The 14,921-nt window shown below is 62.6% G+C and carries 13 protein-coding genes; 6 read left to right on the forward strand and 7 right to left on the reverse strand.

Going from position 1 to position 14,921, the window contains the following annotated elements:
- Positions 1 to 376: 376 nt before the first annotated feature.
- Genes CWS72_RS22800 through CWS72_RS22815 form a run of 4 tightly spaced genes read right to left on the reverse strand, consistent with a single transcriptional unit; the run spans position 377 to position 3,022 of the window.
- A complete protein-coding gene (locus CWS72_RS22800) occupies positions 377 to 1,615 on the reverse strand; it encodes an MFS transporter (protein WP_101252958.1) in 1,239 nt (412 codons plus the stop codon).
- Positions 1,612 to 1,941, reverse strand: a complete 330-nt coding sequence (locus CWS72_RS22805; protein ID WP_101252959.1) for a hypothetical protein — start codon at positions 1,939 to 1,941, stop codon at positions 1,612 to 1,614. Before CWS72_RS22805 ends, CWS72_RS22800 begins: the two co-directional genes overlap by 4 nt.
- 2 nt (positions 1,942 to 1,943) lie before the next feature.
- Entirely contained in the window at positions 1,944 to 2,510 is a 567-nt protein-coding gene (locus CWS72_RS22810) for an isochorismatase family protein (RefSeq protein WP_101252960.1), read from the reverse strand.
- 59 nt (positions 2,511 to 2,569) lie between these two features.
- Positions 2,570 to 3,022 carry a MarR family winged helix-turn-helix transcriptional regulator gene (locus tag CWS72_RS22815; RefSeq protein ID WP_101252995.1) on the reverse strand — a complete coding sequence of 151 codons (453 nt, stop codon included), beginning with the start codon at positions 3,020 to 3,022 and terminating at the stop codon, positions 2,570 to 2,572.
- A 441-nt stretch (positions 3,023 to 3,463) separates the two neighbouring features.
- Here CWS72_RS22815 and CWS72_RS22820 point away from each other — a divergent pair, with 441 nt between their 5' ends.
- The 3 genes from CWS72_RS22820 (at position 3,464) to CWS72_RS22830 (ending at position 7,367) form a co-directional block, all read left to right on the forward strand.
- The gene (locus CWS72_RS22820; RefSeq protein ID WP_101252961.1) at positions 3,464 to 5,173 is read left to right on the forward strand and encodes a methyl-accepting chemotaxis protein; all 1,710 of its coding nucleotides are present in this window, start codon (positions 3,464 to 3,466) and stop codon (positions 5,171 to 5,173) included.
- Positions 5,174 to 5,420: 247 nt separating this feature from the next.
- Positions 5,421 to 6,356 carry a C2 family cysteine protease gene (locus CWS72_RS22825; RefSeq protein WP_101252962.1) on the forward strand — a complete coding sequence of 312 codons (936 nt, stop codon included), beginning with the start codon at positions 5,421 to 5,423 and terminating at the stop codon, positions 6,354 to 6,356.
- A 213-nt stretch (positions 6,357 to 6,569) separates the two neighbouring features.
- The gene (locus CWS72_RS22830) at positions 6,570 to 7,367 is read left to right on the forward strand and encodes a type III secretion system effector protein (RefSeq protein ID WP_101252963.1); all 798 of its coding nucleotides are present in this window, start codon (positions 6,570 to 6,572) and stop codon (positions 7,365 to 7,367) included.
- Between the two features lie 6 nt (positions 7,368 to 7,373).
- Here the strand turns inward: CWS72_RS22830 and pdxR are convergent, their stop codons facing one another.
- On the reverse strand, positions 7,374 to 8,861 hold the full coding sequence (gene pdxR / locus CWS72_RS22835; protein WP_101252996.1) for a MocR-like pyridoxine biosynthesis transcription factor PdxR: 1,488 nt from the start codon (positions 8,859 to 8,861) through the stop codon (positions 7,374 to 7,376).
- 138 nt (positions 8,862 to 8,999) lie between these two features.
- On the opposite strand from pdxR, the gene CWS72_RS22840 reads away from it, so the two are divergent.
- On the forward strand, positions 9,000 to 9,728 hold the full coding sequence (locus CWS72_RS22840) for a pyridoxamine 5'-phosphate oxidase family protein (RefSeq protein WP_101252964.1): 729 nt from the start codon (positions 9,000 to 9,002) through the stop codon (positions 9,726 to 9,728).
- A gap of 282 nt (positions 9,729 to 10,010) precedes the next feature.
- On the opposite strand, the gene CWS72_RS22845 is transcribed toward CWS72_RS22840, so the two are convergent.
- On the reverse strand, positions 10,011 to 10,616 hold the full coding sequence (locus CWS72_RS22845; protein ID WP_146002841.1) for a hypothetical protein: 606 nt from the start codon (positions 10,614 to 10,616) through the stop codon (positions 10,011 to 10,013).
- A 130-nt stretch (positions 10,617 to 10,746) separates the two neighbouring features.
- Positions 10,747 to 12,192 carry a DUF294 nucleotidyltransferase-like domain-containing protein gene (locus CWS72_RS22850; protein WP_101252966.1) on the reverse strand — a complete coding sequence of 482 codons (1,446 nt, stop codon included), beginning with the start codon at positions 12,190 to 12,192 and terminating at the stop codon, positions 10,747 to 10,749.
- A 711-nt stretch (positions 12,193 to 12,903) separates the two neighbouring features.
- Between CWS72_RS22850 and CWS72_RS22855 the strand changes: the two genes are divergently transcribed.
- Together CWS72_RS22855 and CWS72_RS22860 are read left to right on the forward strand one after the other, a co-directional pair.
- Complete coding sequence (locus CWS72_RS22855) at positions 12,904 to 13,215, forward strand: DUF485 domain-containing protein (RefSeq protein ID WP_101252997.1); 312 nt, start codon at positions 12,904 to 12,906, stop codon at positions 13,213 to 13,215.
- Positions 13,212 to 14,885: a cation acetate symporter gene (locus tag CWS72_RS22860; RefSeq protein WP_101252967.1), complete on the forward strand. Its 1,674-nt coding sequence runs from the start codon at positions 13,212 to 13,214 to the stop codon at positions 14,883 to 14,885. The genes CWS72_RS22855 and CWS72_RS22860 overlap by 4 nt, the downstream gene beginning before the upstream one ends.
- Positions 14,886 to 14,921 lie beyond the last annotated feature (36 nt).

Consider the following 14,921-nt stretch of genomic DNA (forward strand, 5'->3'; position numbering starts at 1 on the left):
CGCATCTGAAAGAGCCTGCCAAGCTTGTTTGGACAGGGAGCCATGCTGGATCAATTTGCTGCACGATTCTGGTGGAAGACGAAGATTGCACGCTTTGCTGCAAGAAACGCCAGTCTGTGGTGCCTGGGATGACGTTTGAGAAAGTGAAGCTGAACGGGAGGGGGCTATTTCCATGACCGCTCCTGGCGGCCCGGTGAAACTGGGGAAGGTCGGCTATCTGGAATCGGCCCCGGCCCGCTCAACGCCCGCCATGGGCGCGGAACCGGTCATGGACCTCACGCAAAACCGATGTCTCTTCCGGGCCGACCGCTCGCGCGGCCGACGGCAGGCGGCCACGGGAGAGGTCCCGGACGCAGGAGGGCTTCACACTCGTCTATCACAGCGTGGAACTCCTTTGCCGAGGCCGATGGAACCCAGCCAGGATGTATCCGGCCACGATGGCCGCGGCGAAACCCGAAGCCGCGCCGACGCCCAGCGCCCAGCGCGGGCTGAATCTGTCGGCCACCCACCCGACGATCGGCGCACCGATCGGTGTCCCCCCGAGCGCCACGCCGACGCGCAGCGCCATCACGCGCCCGCGCATGGCGGGCGCGGTGGAAAGCTGCATCAGGCTGTTCGTTGTATTGGTGACGGTCAGCGCCGCCACGCCGATGATGACGAGCGCGCCGGCGAAGGCCCAATAGTTTGGGGCAAGCGCGGCCAGCGTGCAGCCAAGGCCGAAAATACCGGCACCCGACAACAACGATATAAACCGCGGCTTCTCCCGGCTGGCGGCGAAGAGGGCCCCCGCGATCGTTCCAATGGCCATGGTCGATGACAGGAGCCCAAAGCCGCGGGCGTCGGTGTGGAAGACGCCGACCGCCATGGTCGAGATGAAGATCGGGAAGTTCAGGCCGAACGTACCGATCAGGAACAGAATGACCAGGATTGCCATGAGGTCCGCCCGCCCCCACACATAGCGCAGTCCTTCCGAGAAACTTCCCTTGGCGCGATGGGCCCTGGCATTCGGATGGAGCTCGGCGACGCGCAGGAAGGCGAGGGAGATCAGCACCGCCACGAAGGAGGCGCCATTGATTAGAAAGGCCCAGCCCGTGCCGACCGAGGCGATGATCAGCCCGGCCACGGCGGGGCCGATCATCCTTCCGGCGTTGAACGAGGTGGAGTTGAGGGCAACCGCGTTCGGCAGATCCGCGTCGCCGACCAGTTCGCCCACGAAGGTCTGGCGCACCGGCGCGTCAAACGCCGCCGCGCAGCCGAACAGGAAGGCGAAGACGTAGACGTGCCAGAGCCGCACGACCCCGGTGACGGTGAGGACGCCCAGCAGCAGGGCGAGGGCGCCCATCGTCGCCTGGGTGGCGATCAGGAGTTTGCGCTGGTTGAAATGATCGGCGGCGAAGCCCGTCCACGGCAGCAGGAGGAACTGCGGCCCGAACTGTAGCGCCATGACCACGCCGACGGCGGAGGCGTTGTGGTGGGTAAGCCCGGTGAGCACCAGCCAGTCCTGGGCGGTGCGCTGCACCCAGGTCCCGACGTTGGAAACGAAGGCTCCGGCGGCCCAGGTCCGATAGTTCAGGCTTTTCAGCGACCGGAAGATACCCGCTGCCGGAACGCTCATGAACGTTCCGGCGCGTTGCCGCCGTTGAAACGGCCGAAGTGGCGCGCGGAAAAGACTCCGATCAGGAGAACTCCCAGTCCGAGCGCGACGACGTCGCGCGTGTTCCTCAATCCGAAATCGCCGATCCGGCAGACGAGGATGTAGCCGACGACGAGATTGAAGAAACCCCACAGCAGATTGATGGTCGAAGACGACAATCCTTCTCCCGGCGGTTTGGCGAAGGGAGTCTGGAACGGCCGTCCCATCGCGCCGCTGACGAAATGAGGGACGGCGTTGGCGAGCAAGCCGCCGCCGAAAAAATAGGACAGGAGATGAAGCCACGACATGGTCAGGCGCTCCTCGTTTCGAGCAAGCCGATGATCTCCCGGGTCGTGCCGGTTTCGCCCAGCCTCGGGAAGACGTTGGCGATGCTGTAATCGTGCGCGATGGCACGGGCGTCGGTCATGGCGTCGACGGCGAGGGTGACGTTGAACCCCTGCTCGTAGGCCTGGCGCGCGGTCGCTTCGACGCCGGTCCCGGTGGCGACGCCGGCGACGACGACCTGGGTGACGCCCAGGGCTTTCAACCGGTCTTCGAGGCCGGTGCGGGCGAACGCGCCCCATGTCCGTTTGGTCACCGGGATATCGCTCGGCTGCTGGTCGAGTTCGGGAAGGACGTCGGTCCATCCCTCCGGGTACGGGCCGGTTTGTTGTGGCGGACGTTCGGTCCGTCCCGGCGCGCGGCCGGCGACGTTGACGAGAACGACGGGCAATTGCCGCTCCCGGAAGGCCGCGAGCAGCGCGCGGGTCCGCTCCACCACCTCCCCCAGGGGATGGATGAAGGGGGAACCGACGATGCCTTTCTGCAGATCGACGACGATGAGGGCGGTATTCGGGTCGAGGGTGGTCAGCGCCATGGGATTACCTTTGCAAATGTAGACGGGCCGGGCCCCGGCGTCGGCCCGCGGGAAGACGGTCAGTCGTCGATGAGTCGTTTGAGCAACTCGACGGCATCCACAAGCTTGTCCAGTTCTTCCGGCGAGAGCCGCGCCTCCAGGGTGCGGAGCAGCCAATCCTGCCGTGCCGCGCGACCCTCCCGGACCCATTCGCGGCAGGCATCCGTAAGCGAGAGGATGGTCTGCCTTCCATCCGTTGGGTCCGCCGCGCCGCTCACCAGGCCGGCGGCCTGCAACGCGGTGATGACGGAGCCCATGGATTGCGGACGCATCCCCTCTGCCCGGGCGAGGTTGGACGCCGTCGCCGGACCGTCCTTTTCCAGGCGGAGAAGCACGGACACCTGCGAGGGCGTCAGATCCTTGGAACTCGCCTGCTCGCGCAGTCGGCGCTTCAGCTTACCAACCAAGGCCCGGAGTTCCGCCGCCAAGGCGGAGGAGCGAACGGTCTGCGGATTGTCTGCCTGATCCATCATGCTCACCATATGACAGATATGAAGCCTATATGTAAAGGTAAACTTATCAGTTTTACTTATTATGTGGCGATGCATGGCCACTGCCATCACCCCGCATGTTTGGTTTTGGCGCCTGCTTGCCGATATCCAGACGCCGCCCGTCCCCAGACATGGTTGCAATGGCGGGGCGTTCCTCCCGCCGCTTCCGGATATCGGTGCGTTGAATCATTTGGATGATGCAGTCTACTTGTGCGGCAGACTGCTGCCAGACTTTCCAACAGTAAGCGATCTGACTATTCTTCTTGCGCTGGTTGTGGGTGCGCCCTGTGATTCGACGCCGTCGTCATGGTGCCCATCAAATCCCGGAACGACGTGAATCGATATCTCCGGATGAAGTAAAAGTAGTCAGAGGCGATTGCTGATACCAAATGTGAAGTTGTGTTCCTGCGCTGATCGAGGGGGATGGGAATGACTTACTGGTTTTCTCGGCTTTCAATCATTGGTAAAATATCTATCCCGGGTTTTTTGCTTTTGCTGTCTTTTATTTCTATCGTGGCTTATGCGGCTCAGGCGATTTCGACGGAAAACGAAATCACCCAGATGATCGCGAAGCGCGTAGCGCCGACAATCGCGGCAAGTATCGGCATTCGCGCCGACATTCGTTCCGCTTCGCTTTCCAGCTACAAATATACGATGGAACGGGATCCTGAGCGGGTGCAGAGCCAGGCGAAGGCTTTCGACGAGGCCATGGTGGCGATTCGCGCCGACATCAAGGATTGGGAAGTCCACACCATTCAGCCGGACGGCGCGGTCCGGGCAAGAAAGTTCAATGGAATTCTCGACCAATATGAACAGTTGGTCCGCAGGATGTTCGAACTTGCCCGGACGGGAGAAGCCGTGCGTTCTCCCGATGAGGACCGGCGTGTTCGCAATGCCATCGGTGCCGCGCGTCTGTCGCTTGAACAGGAAACGGCCCTTCTTGTGGATGATGCGGTCGAGACTTTGAGGAAATCTTCGGATTCGTCGGAAGAAACCTATGCTCGGGTGCTATGGCAGCTCCTTGTCGGTGCCTCGGTGGGTGTGGCGGCGGTCGGCGGGCTCGTCGCGTGGATCATGATCGCCCAGATATCGAGACCTCTGGCCCGGATGACGGGATTGCTGCAACGCCTTTCCCATGGCGATCTCAGTGTGAGTATCGATGAGGCGGGGCGTCATGACGAGATCGGCGTGCTGGCGGGAACCCTCTCTGTTTTTAAGCAGACCGCGATTGACCGGGTCGCCCTGGAAAAAGACGCGGAGGCCGCGCGAGCGTTACGTGACAAGAGGGTGCTGGCGCTTGAAGCCCTGTTGCAGGACTTCGAGACGAAGATCGGCTCCATGACCAATATGATCGCCGCCGCCGCCCAGGAATTGGATGCGACGGCGGGTTCGATGGCCAATACGGCGAAGCAGGCTGGCTTGCAGGTGAAAACGGTTTCCTCGGCAACCCAATCCGCTCACGAAAACGTACAGGTCGTCGCGGCCGGGGCGGAGGAGCTCAGCGCCTCGATCCGTGAAATCAGCAGGCAGGTCGCGCGATCCTCGGCCGTTGCCGAAAAGGCGGTCAACGATACGCAGCGGACCGACGCGATCGTTCAGACCTTGGCCGATCGGGCACGAACGATCGGCGAAGTGGTCAAACTGATCACGGATATCGCGGGACAAACCAATTTGCTCGCGCTCAATGCGACGATCGAGGCGGCACGGGCTGGAGATGCCGGCAAGGGCTTTGCCGTTGTCGCATCGGAAGTCAAAGCCCTTGCCAATCAGACCAGCCGGGCGACGGACGAGATCGGAGAGCAGATCACGCAAATCCAGGATGCCACGAGTGAGGCGGTCGAAGCCATCAGCGGCATCGCCGGAGTCATCGGGGAGGTCAGCGTGATCGCGAAGAGTATCGCCTCGGCTATCGAACAGCAGGAAACGGCAACCGCCGAAATTGCCCAGAGCGTGCAGGCCACGGCGGGAGCGACTCGGGACGTGTCGGCGAACATCGGCGGTGTCAGCGACGCCGCCGATGAAACCGGTGCGGCGGCGGGGGAGGTTCTCACCGCTTCGGGAATGCTCGCCGTTCAAGCCGAATCGCTTTCGAGCGAAGTTGAAAGCTTCATCTCCGCGGTAAAAGCCGCATAGCCCTAAACGGCCTGAAGTTTTTCCATGACGTCTTTCAGCCTTTGGACGGCAGGCTCGATTTCCTGATCGTCCGCTTCGCCGCCGGCGCTGCGCCATGGGAGTTGGCGTCCGACGGCATGCCTCGGTAATCGGCCGTGGATGCCTTGCCGTTGGTTTTTTCCCGCCCATCGCGACATCCGGCGCTTGACCGCATAAATGGTGTATGTAAATATACAAACACCATTATTTATCTGATAGATGGTATCTGATGATCAAGAATATCTTTAAAACAGTCTACACCGACAAACACCTGTATGGACGGAGCAGGAAGCCGGAAGCCAGTGATATTGCGCAAGGCAAGTTGGGCGATTGCTATTTCCTCGCTCCGCTCGGATCATTGGCGGCGCAACAGCCGGATAAGATCCAGGACGCCATCAAGTACGATGCCCAGACGCAGACATTCGCGGTTACCCTTTATGGGTATGGACCCAACAACCAAGCCGTGCCGATCAAGGTCGTAGTCGATCAGGCGGACTTGCGGGGCGACCGGGCCATTGGTGTCGATGGCACCCAGAGCCACGGCGGGGATCTGCCTCTATGGCCCGAGGTGATGGAATGCGCCTATGCCAAGTTCAGCGCGGGGGTCGGGTCCAAGGAAACCATCGACCAGGAATTGCGCGATATCGGCAATGGTGGCGACCCTTGTAGCGTGTTTTACGTGCTGACCGGAAAGGACGGGCAGGCGTTTTCCGCAGACCAGTTGCGAGACAAGCAAAAGGCTTTCTCCGAACTGCACGATGCCCTCCAGGCACACCGGCCGGTCGTCCTCAATACCAATGGCATGAAGGACAACGCCCGCGACGGGCTGGTCAAAGGGGAATGGAGTGAAACCCGTCGCAGCGGACACGCCTATATGGTGGAGGCCGTCGCGTTGGACAGGCGCGGCAATGTGATGGTGACGGTCCGCAATCCATGGGGCACAAATGCGGATGCCGCGCAGGGGGTCGACACGAATGCGCCCACGGTCCAGGTCAAACTCAACCAGATCGTCGAAAACGGCCATCTGAACAATATCGAAATTGGTCCTCTCCCTGCGCCCCGACCGGCGATGGTCGCCGCTTCCAACGCGTGGGCGGGCATCCCGGCGATGGCTGCCGCGGACCCGGCGCCGGAGGACGACGTCCCCGCCTTCTCCATGGGCTGAAGGCTCGGTCGGCAAGGACGCCGTTCCTCCGCACGCAGAGCGGGATATCGTGGGTAGTGGCGATTGCCGTTGTCGATCGGATTGGCGTTGCGCCGCGGCGGTTGCCCCCTGCCCTGACGCGAGTTCTGTTTTTCAGGCGCCCCATGTACCCTTTCCGGTATACGGGCGTACGTCCGGCAGAAGACGTGGCCGGCTGACGGGAAAGGAGGGGGGATGGCCCATACGGCGAAGGATTTCGTGGTCGAAGGCGGCGATCGCGATGATGTCGACAGGCTCAACCAGGCCTTGGCCTATCTCGACCAGAGCCCGACCGCCAATGCGGTGATGCAGCGTCTGATCGCCACCAAGACGACCATCAAGATCAACCATGAGGACGACGACAGCTACCAATCCGATAGCAATACGATCAACTGGGATCCGCGCTCCGGCCTGATCGCCATCGATCCTGTGGATAATGCGGGTTCCATCGGCGTCGGCTCGGCAGCGCTGGGTCTCGCCCATGAGGCGGTTCACGCGACCGATGAGCATTTTGCCGATGAGCAGGCCTGCGACATCGATTACGACTTTGTGGCCGAACGCCAGGCGGTCGAGGTCGAGGATAAAATCGCCCAGGAACTGGGCGAGCCCCAACGCTACAACCACGGCGGCGAGACCGTTTGGGTGAACAACGCGACGGAGCACACGGCCACCGACAACAACGGAGGAATCAACTGGGTCGAGCGCAATCCCGACGGCGCGACCGAAGTCGTTGGCGTTTTTAAACCGGGAAGCTATCCCGGCAGCGCCCCCATGCCCGAAATTCCCCCTCCACCACCGCCCGCAGACGTGCCGACGGCCCCTGCGGCACCGGCAGGGAACTCTGCGTCCCCTCAGTTTCAGGCAACGGCGACAACGCCGGAAAGCCCGTCCACCCTGGTCGCCGAGAAACTGCTGCAAGCCCGTGCCTCGGCGCGGACGTGTCTGCGGGAACTGGAACAGCAGGCCGACCTCGTCCCCGGCTTGGCGAGGTGAGGCCCGCTATTCCCATCCGCTGCGCTCGTCGGTGTCGGCTCTCCGAGCGGGTTGCGCAGGCCGAAGCGTCTTCATGACATCCGTCAGCCTCCGCACGGCGAGGTCGATCTCCGCTTCCGGGGTTCCCGCATATCCCAGGATCAGCCCGTGGGGGGCACCGGGGCCGTGATAGCACCGGGACAGAGGCGACGTACGCAGGCCCATAGCGGCGGCGGCCCTGGTCGCGGCGACGTCGTCGAAGATCGGGGCGAGATCGGGATGGGGGCGGGCGATCACATGCATGCCGCCCGGATCGGCCGCAATGTCGAGCAAGCCTTCGAGATGGCGTTCCGCCGAGGCGATCAGGGCCTGTTGACGGCGGGCGTAGAGAAGCCGCGTGCGCCTCAGATGCGCCGCCAGATGGCCGTCGGCGATGAACCTGGCCAGCGCCCCCTGGCCGAGGAGCGAGGCGGTGGCGGGCCCCTCGGCCATGAGGGCGCCGCCGGCGCCGGCAAGGGGGGCCGGCAGAACCAGGTAGCTCAGGCGCAGCGACGGAAACAGAATCTTGGAGAAGTTGCCCAGATAGGCCACCCGTCCGGCGCGGTCCAGCGCGCGCAGCGGTGCCAGGGGACGCCCCGAATAGCGGTATTCACCGTCGAAATCATCCTCGACGATCCAGCCTCCGTGCTGTTCCGCCCAGGCCAGCAGGGCAAGGCGCCGTTGCAGGGGCAGCACGATCCCCAGGGGATATTGATGGGAGGGCGTGACGATGGCCATCCGCGCGTCGGGGGCCGTTGCCATGGCCGTTTCCGGCGAAAAGCCGAAGGGGTCGAGCGGGACCGGAACGGCGCGGATGCGAATGCCGGCCAGGGCCTGCGTCACGCCGGGATAGCCCGGATCCTCGACCCATGCGCGGTCTTCGGCGCGAAGCACGATCCGCGCGAACAGCGAAACGCTTTCCCGAACGCCGGAGGTGATCACGACATTTTCGGGATCGCAGGAGAAGCCGCGGGCGGCGCCCAGATAGGCGGCGATGGCCGAGCGCAGTCCCTCATGGCCGAACGGATGGGGCATTCCGGCGATCCGCCATGGGGGATTGCGCCATTCCCGTTCCATGAGCCTGGCCCAGAGCGGAAAGGGAAAGGCGTGGCGGTCGGGCTGGCCCAACGGAAAGGCGATCGCGTCGCCGTCGGCGGGCTCGGGCAAAATGACGCCGTCATCTCGTCCCGGGTCCCTGGCGGTGGCCGGAACGCCCCTTCCGGGCGGGGAAAGCATCTCGTCGGGCAGGTCCGTCGCCACGAAGACTCCGGCCCCCGCCCGGGAAACCAGATAACCCTCGGCGATCAGGGGATCGAGCGCGGATAGCACCGTGCCCCGGGCGCAGTCGAGTTCTTCCGCCATCAGGCGCGACGAGGGCAGCTTCGTGCCGGCGGCCAGCCGGCGTTCGAGGATGGCGCGGCGCAATTGCCCGCCGATCTGCGCATGCAGGGGGGAGGGCAGGTCCGGGTCCGCCATGAGTCCCAGCGACGCCGCCCTGCGGGCTCGGTGTCTCATAACTGGTACATTTATTTTTCTCATAACTGGATCTTTATCATGAACCAGTTCGCGGCGATTGTGTAGTCCACAGTCATTCACGCGAGGACATCCGACGCCATGACGAACGCCAGCGGGCGCGACGACGCCACTTTTCCCCAGACCCCGGTCAATCAGGTCAAGCGCGCCCCGGACCGGGGCCGTTACGACAAGAAGACGATTTACGAGATCCTCGATGCCGCGTTGATCTGCCATATCGCCTATGTCGTCGATGGCCGCCCCTATTGCACGCCCACCAGCTTCTGGCGGGAAGGGGACCGGCTTTACTGGCATGGGTCTTCCGCCAGCCGGATGATTCGGGCGCAGGGCCGGGGCATCGACGTTTGCCTGACCGTGACCCATCTGGATGCGCTGGTCATGGCGCGCTCGGGCTTTCACCACTCGGTCAATTACCGCTCGGCCATGGTGTTCGGACAGGCCCACGTCATCGAGGAGGCCGAGGAAAAACTACGCTTGATGGACCGTTTCATCGACCGCGTCTATCCCGGCCGCTCCCGGGTGATCCGTCCGCCGACCGTCCAGGAAATCAAGGCGACGACCATGATCGGCATGGAGATCGAGACGGCGTCGGGAAAGGTGCGCGACAAGCATGTCGCGGACGACGAGGCGGATTACGAGGCCGTCCCCGCCTGGTCCGCCCTTTACCCGGTCAGCCAGATTCTGGGCGCGCCCTCCGAATGTCCGCGCCAGCGTCCCGGACTGGCGCGGCCGGATGAGATGGCCGATTTCGCCCCCGGGGCCCGCCTCGACGAGGTCATGGCCAAAGCCCACCGAAGGACGTTCCGATAAGCATGACGTAGAAAATAGTGGCACCGGCGTCTCTGCCCATAAGCGCTCGGATAAGAAAAACATCCCCTCGCCCCTTGCGGGAGAGGGGGCGAGCGTAAGCGAGTGGGGTGAGGGGACTTACGCGCGGGAGCGCGGAAAAAGTGTGCAGAAACCAACAAGTCTTTATGTCGCGCCGACGCTAAGCCCCCCTCACCCACTCGCCTACGCTCGCCGCCCTCTCCCACAAGGGGCGAGGGCTTATGCTAGCGCATATGGGCGTCTCTGCCGGTGACCAGCCCCGGGTTAGCGTCCTGCCGCCAGATACCAGGCAATGAGGGTGAGCAGGGCGCAGGTCATGGCCAGAAGGCCCAGGGGGCGGTCCAGGCGGTGGGTGTTGAGACGTTCCTGGATCAGGACGCGGATGCCGCCGATTCCGTGCATGACGAGCAGCATCAGGACGAACCCCTCGGCGAGGGTGACGAGGCCGCCGCCGGAGCGGCGGATCAGGCCGTCGAGTTCGGCATAGAAAAGGGTGGCTGCGAAGACCAGGCAGAGGTGAAGGACGAGAAAGCCGGCCAGGGTCAGGCCGCTATAGCGTTCGGCCGCGATGCACCAGGCCATGAAGTTCCGCCGCTGCGCCGCGCGCGGCCACAGCATCGGACACAGCAGGCGCAGATGGCGGATGCCGACCAGGACGTGGAAAGCGGCGACCAGGGCCAGGGCGATCAGCAGGGCGTCCTCGACACCGTCGCGCAAGGGGGCCCAGGCGGCCTCCAGCCAGCCCACCGGGGCAGGCAGCCGCAGGCTTAGATGGATGATCACCAGGATCGGCAGAACGACGGCGCTGACCCGATGCAGGCGCCAAAGTTTATCTTCTCCGGTAAGATCGATGAAGCCGTCGTCTCGCATGAAGGGAAGTATCCTGGCAGGTCGCTTTCGATTGGACTCTTTCGTGACGCCTTCGTCTCCGGCTTCGGCCAGGCTCAGGCGCCGCTCGGGCCGGAGGCGCGCTTCATTTAAGATGAAACGCGCCACTAAGCTAACCGGCCTGCAGGCTGCCGATCAATGTTTTCAGCGTGCGGATCCGTTTGAAGGCCGTCTTCAGCCGCTTTTGCGTCAGGCGGGGCAGCTGGCGGGGTTCGATGCGGGCCGAGGGGGCGCCTCCGGCGGCGATGTCGCGCAGTTGCTGCTCCAGCATGACGCGCAGGATGATCTCGTGGGCATCGAGCAGGCTTGCCAGATCATCGTCGTGCAACAGGCCTGCCTCGGCCAGGGCCCGATAGCGGTCGGCCGTGCCGGGTGCCTCGATTCCCGACTTGACCGCCTTCGCGCGGGCGGCGGAGACCAGCGGCAGCAGGCCGAACTTTTTGGCGTTGAGCTTGCCGTGGGTGGTGGTGAATTCGCCGAAGATGCCGAGCGGAACGTCCATCCGGGCGACGTTGATGGCCAGGAATTGCAGGAAGAAGGCCGAGGTGGCGGCGGTATCGAAGGCAATCCGCTTGAGCTCCCGGGCCAGATCCCGGTCTCCGTAGACAGGCAGGAAATCGAAGAAGATGTCGACGTTCATCACCGTCTGCATCTTGGGTTCGAACACCCAATGGCGGATTTCCGTCCGCCAGTCGTCCAACGATCGGCGCCAGAAGGGATTGCGCGCCATCACGTCGCCTTCGCAGTAAGGAATGCCCGCCTCGTTCAGGGTGCCGTTCAGACGCCGGGCGAATTCCGCGTACCAGACGTCGTGGGCGGGGGGCCCGGTATGGACGATCGCATTGTCCTGATCGAAGCTCAGCAGGCTTTCGCCCCGCCCGCCCGAACCCAGGATCAACAGGGCGAATGGCGAGGGGGCGCCATCCCAGCCATCGGCGATCATGCCGCGTTCGGCCAGTTCTGCGGCGCGGGTGGTGATGTCGCGCAGCACCGTGCTGATCACCGCGGCGACGTCGCGTGCCGAGACGCCGTCGGCCAGCAGGCCGGCCGCCAGGTCGGGCAGCGCCTTGCGGGCGCGATCCATGTCGGCGGCGCCTTCCGCCTGGGCGACGTCGTCGCCGATGACCAGCGCCTGACTGGCCCGTACCTTCAAAAGGGCGCGTCCGGTGATCATGCCGACCGGCCGGTCGGTACCGTCGACGACGACGAGATGGCGCAGGCCCAATCGCGTCATGCGGGCGATGGCGACATAAAGATAGGCGTCTCCGGGCACGCAATGAACGGGACTGGACATGACTTCGAAAAGCCGCATGTCCAGCGCGGCGGCCCGCGCTTGCGCCAGACAGCGCAGAATATCGCGTTCGGTGACCATGCCCAGGGCGCGGCCCGCCTCGTCGACGACGACCAGGGAGCTGACCTTGGCCCTGTCCATCCGATCGCAGGCGGCGGCGACGCTGATATCCACAAGAGCGGTCAGCACCGGTTGCGCCATGACCTCGGCCAGCCGGTGGCGGTAGGGGAAACTGTCAAGGCGGGTCAGCGTCGAGACATCCTGCATGGTGCCGTCACCATATCCCGATGCTCTCCCCGAGAAAAGGGGCGGACAATCGTTTGAACATGTAATAATTATCATTGTATAAATATTGTGAGGCGGGGGGCGGGCGCTAATGGCCATGTCGCCGGCACCGAGGAAAAAATCGGCCATTCGTCGCGGCCGAAACAAAAAAAGACAAGCGGGAAGCGGAAGGCCGTTTTCGAGATTAAGAAAAAGATCCATGCAGAGACCATGACTTATGGTTGTGCATGCTGATGGTCTCTTGCGGAAAGGTCGATGAATTCCCAATATATCAATCGGGTATAACTGCCCGGAATGATCCTTTATTTTGCTGATCAGCGTTTTATTACCATTGATTAATTATAATAATATCGTAGCGTAGTTGTTGTTTATTGCAGTAATAGAATCGTTGATAAATTTTAATATCCGGATTTATACGCCATATGCCTAGTGTTATAAGGGGCTTTCTTGAAATTAGTACTGTTGACGTGTCTCTAATGGCAGCCTATCCTTAATGAAACCAAAGGTTTTCGGAGTCCGGCCGAATTGGTAAACATGACAAACCGGGCGACGGGGAAAGGTGCTCGAGAATAGTAAGAAAGCGCCCGGCTGGGTCTTTAAAGGCGAAGCTCCCCCAACTGACGATCCGATCTCGTCCGGCAGGTTCCGGACGAGTTGGAAAACATAAGGAAGACGTTGAAGAAGGAGCGGTCCATGTCCAACGAATTGTCTGCCCAAAGAATAAGAAGCAATCCTAAATACGCCGAGCTGGTCGCCAAGCGTTCCGGGTTTGCCTGGGCCCTGTCGGCTCTCGTGCTGGTGATTTATTACGGTTTCATTCTCATCATCGCTTTTGCGCCGAAGTTTCTCGCCACCCCCATCAGCCAGGGCAGCGTGACAACTATCGGTTTCCCCCTGGGAGTCGGCGTGATCCTGAGCGCCATCGCCCTGACCGGCGTCTATGTCTATCGCGCCAATGGCGAGTTCGACGATTTGACCAAGGATCTGATCGAGGGCGAGAAATGAGACAGCATTCCCTTTTTGGTACGTTCATCGGGACAGCCGCTTTAACGCTTCTTCCGACTCTGGCCCTGGCCGCCGGCGATGTGGGGCAGACCCAACAGCAAGCCACCAACTGGCATGCCATTCTCATGTTCGTCGCCTTCGTCGGCCTGACGCTCGGCATCACCTACTGGGCGGCGAAACATACCCGGACGGCATCCGACTTCTACGCCGCGGGCGGTGGAATTACCGGTTTCCAGAATGGCCTGGCAATCGCCGGCGACTATATGTCGGCGGCGTCGTTCCTGGGAATTTCGGCCCTGGTCTACGGGTCGGGTTTCGACGGGTTGATCTATTCCGTGGGCTGGCTGGTCGGCTGGCCGATCATTTTGTTCCTGGTTGCCGAGCGGTTGCGCAACCTCGGCAAATACACCTTCGCCGATGTCGCCTCCTACCGCCTGCAGCAGACGCCCGTGCGGACCTTCGCGGCGACGGGATCGTTGGTGGTGGTGATCTTCTATCTGATCGGCCAGATGGTCGGCGCCGGTCAGTTGATCAAATTGCTGTTCGGTCTCGATTACCTCTACGCGGTGATCATCGTCGGCATTCTGATGATCATCTACGTCACCTTCGGCGGCATGAAGGCCACCACCTGGGTGCAGATCATCAAGGCCTGCCTGCTACTCGCCGGTGCCACCTTCATCGCCTTGGCGGTGCTGGTGAAGTTCAACTTCAGTTTCGAGGCCCTATTCGCCAAGGCCGTCGAGGTTCATCCCAAGCATGGGGCGATCATGGGCCCGGGCACCTTGGTGGCCAATCCGGTCGAGGCGATTTCCCTGGCCATGGCCCTGATGTTCGGCACCGCCGGGTTGCCGCATATCCTGATGCGCTTCTTCACGGTTCCCGATGCCAAGGCGGCGCGGAAGTCGGTGTTCTACGCCACCAGCTTCATCGGTTATTTCTACATTCTGACCTTCATCATCGGTTTCGGGGCCATCGTGTTGGTGGGCGGTCATCCGGAATATCTCGACGCGGCCGGCAAGGCCCTGCGCGGCGGCAACAACATGGCCGCGGTGCATCTGGCCCATGCGGTGGGCGGCGATCTGTTCCTGGGCTTCATCTCGGCGGTGGCCTTCGCCACCATTCTGGCGGTGGTGTCCGGCCTGACGCTGGCCGGGGCCTCGGCCATTTCCCATGACCTCTATGCCAACGTCTTCTTCCGCGGGCGGACGAATGAACAGCATGAGGTTCTGGTGTCCAAGGCGGCCAGCCTGGGTCTGGGCGTGATCGCCGTGATCCTGGGCATCATCTTCGAGAAGCAGAACGTCGCCTATATGGTGGGGTTGACCTTCGCCATCGCGGCCAGCACCAATTTCCCCGTGCTCGTCATGTCGATGTTCTGGCGCGGACTGACCACGCGGGGTGCCGTGACCGGCGGCTTCATCGGACTGGCGGCTGCGGTGATCCTGACCGTCCTCGGGCCGACCGTGTGGGTGGACGTGCTGAAATATCCCGAGGCCGTCTTCCCGCTGAAATATCCGGCCATCTTCTCGATGCCGCTAGCCTTCGTCGCCACCTGGTTCTTCTCGGTCATCGACAAGAGCCCCCAGGCGAAGCGCGAACAGGAGGCCTTCGAAGCCCAACTGATCCGTTCCGAGACGGGTCTGGGAGCGGAAGGAGCCTCCGCCCATTAAAAGGGGGATCCGGGGCCTGTTGATAAATTATAGAAT

The organism is Telmatospirillum siberiense (genome assembly GCF_002845745.1).
In the GTDB taxonomy this organism is placed as follows: domain Bacteria; phylum Pseudomonadota; class Alphaproteobacteria; order Rhodospirillales; family Magnetospirillaceae; genus Telmatospirillum; species Telmatospirillum siberiense.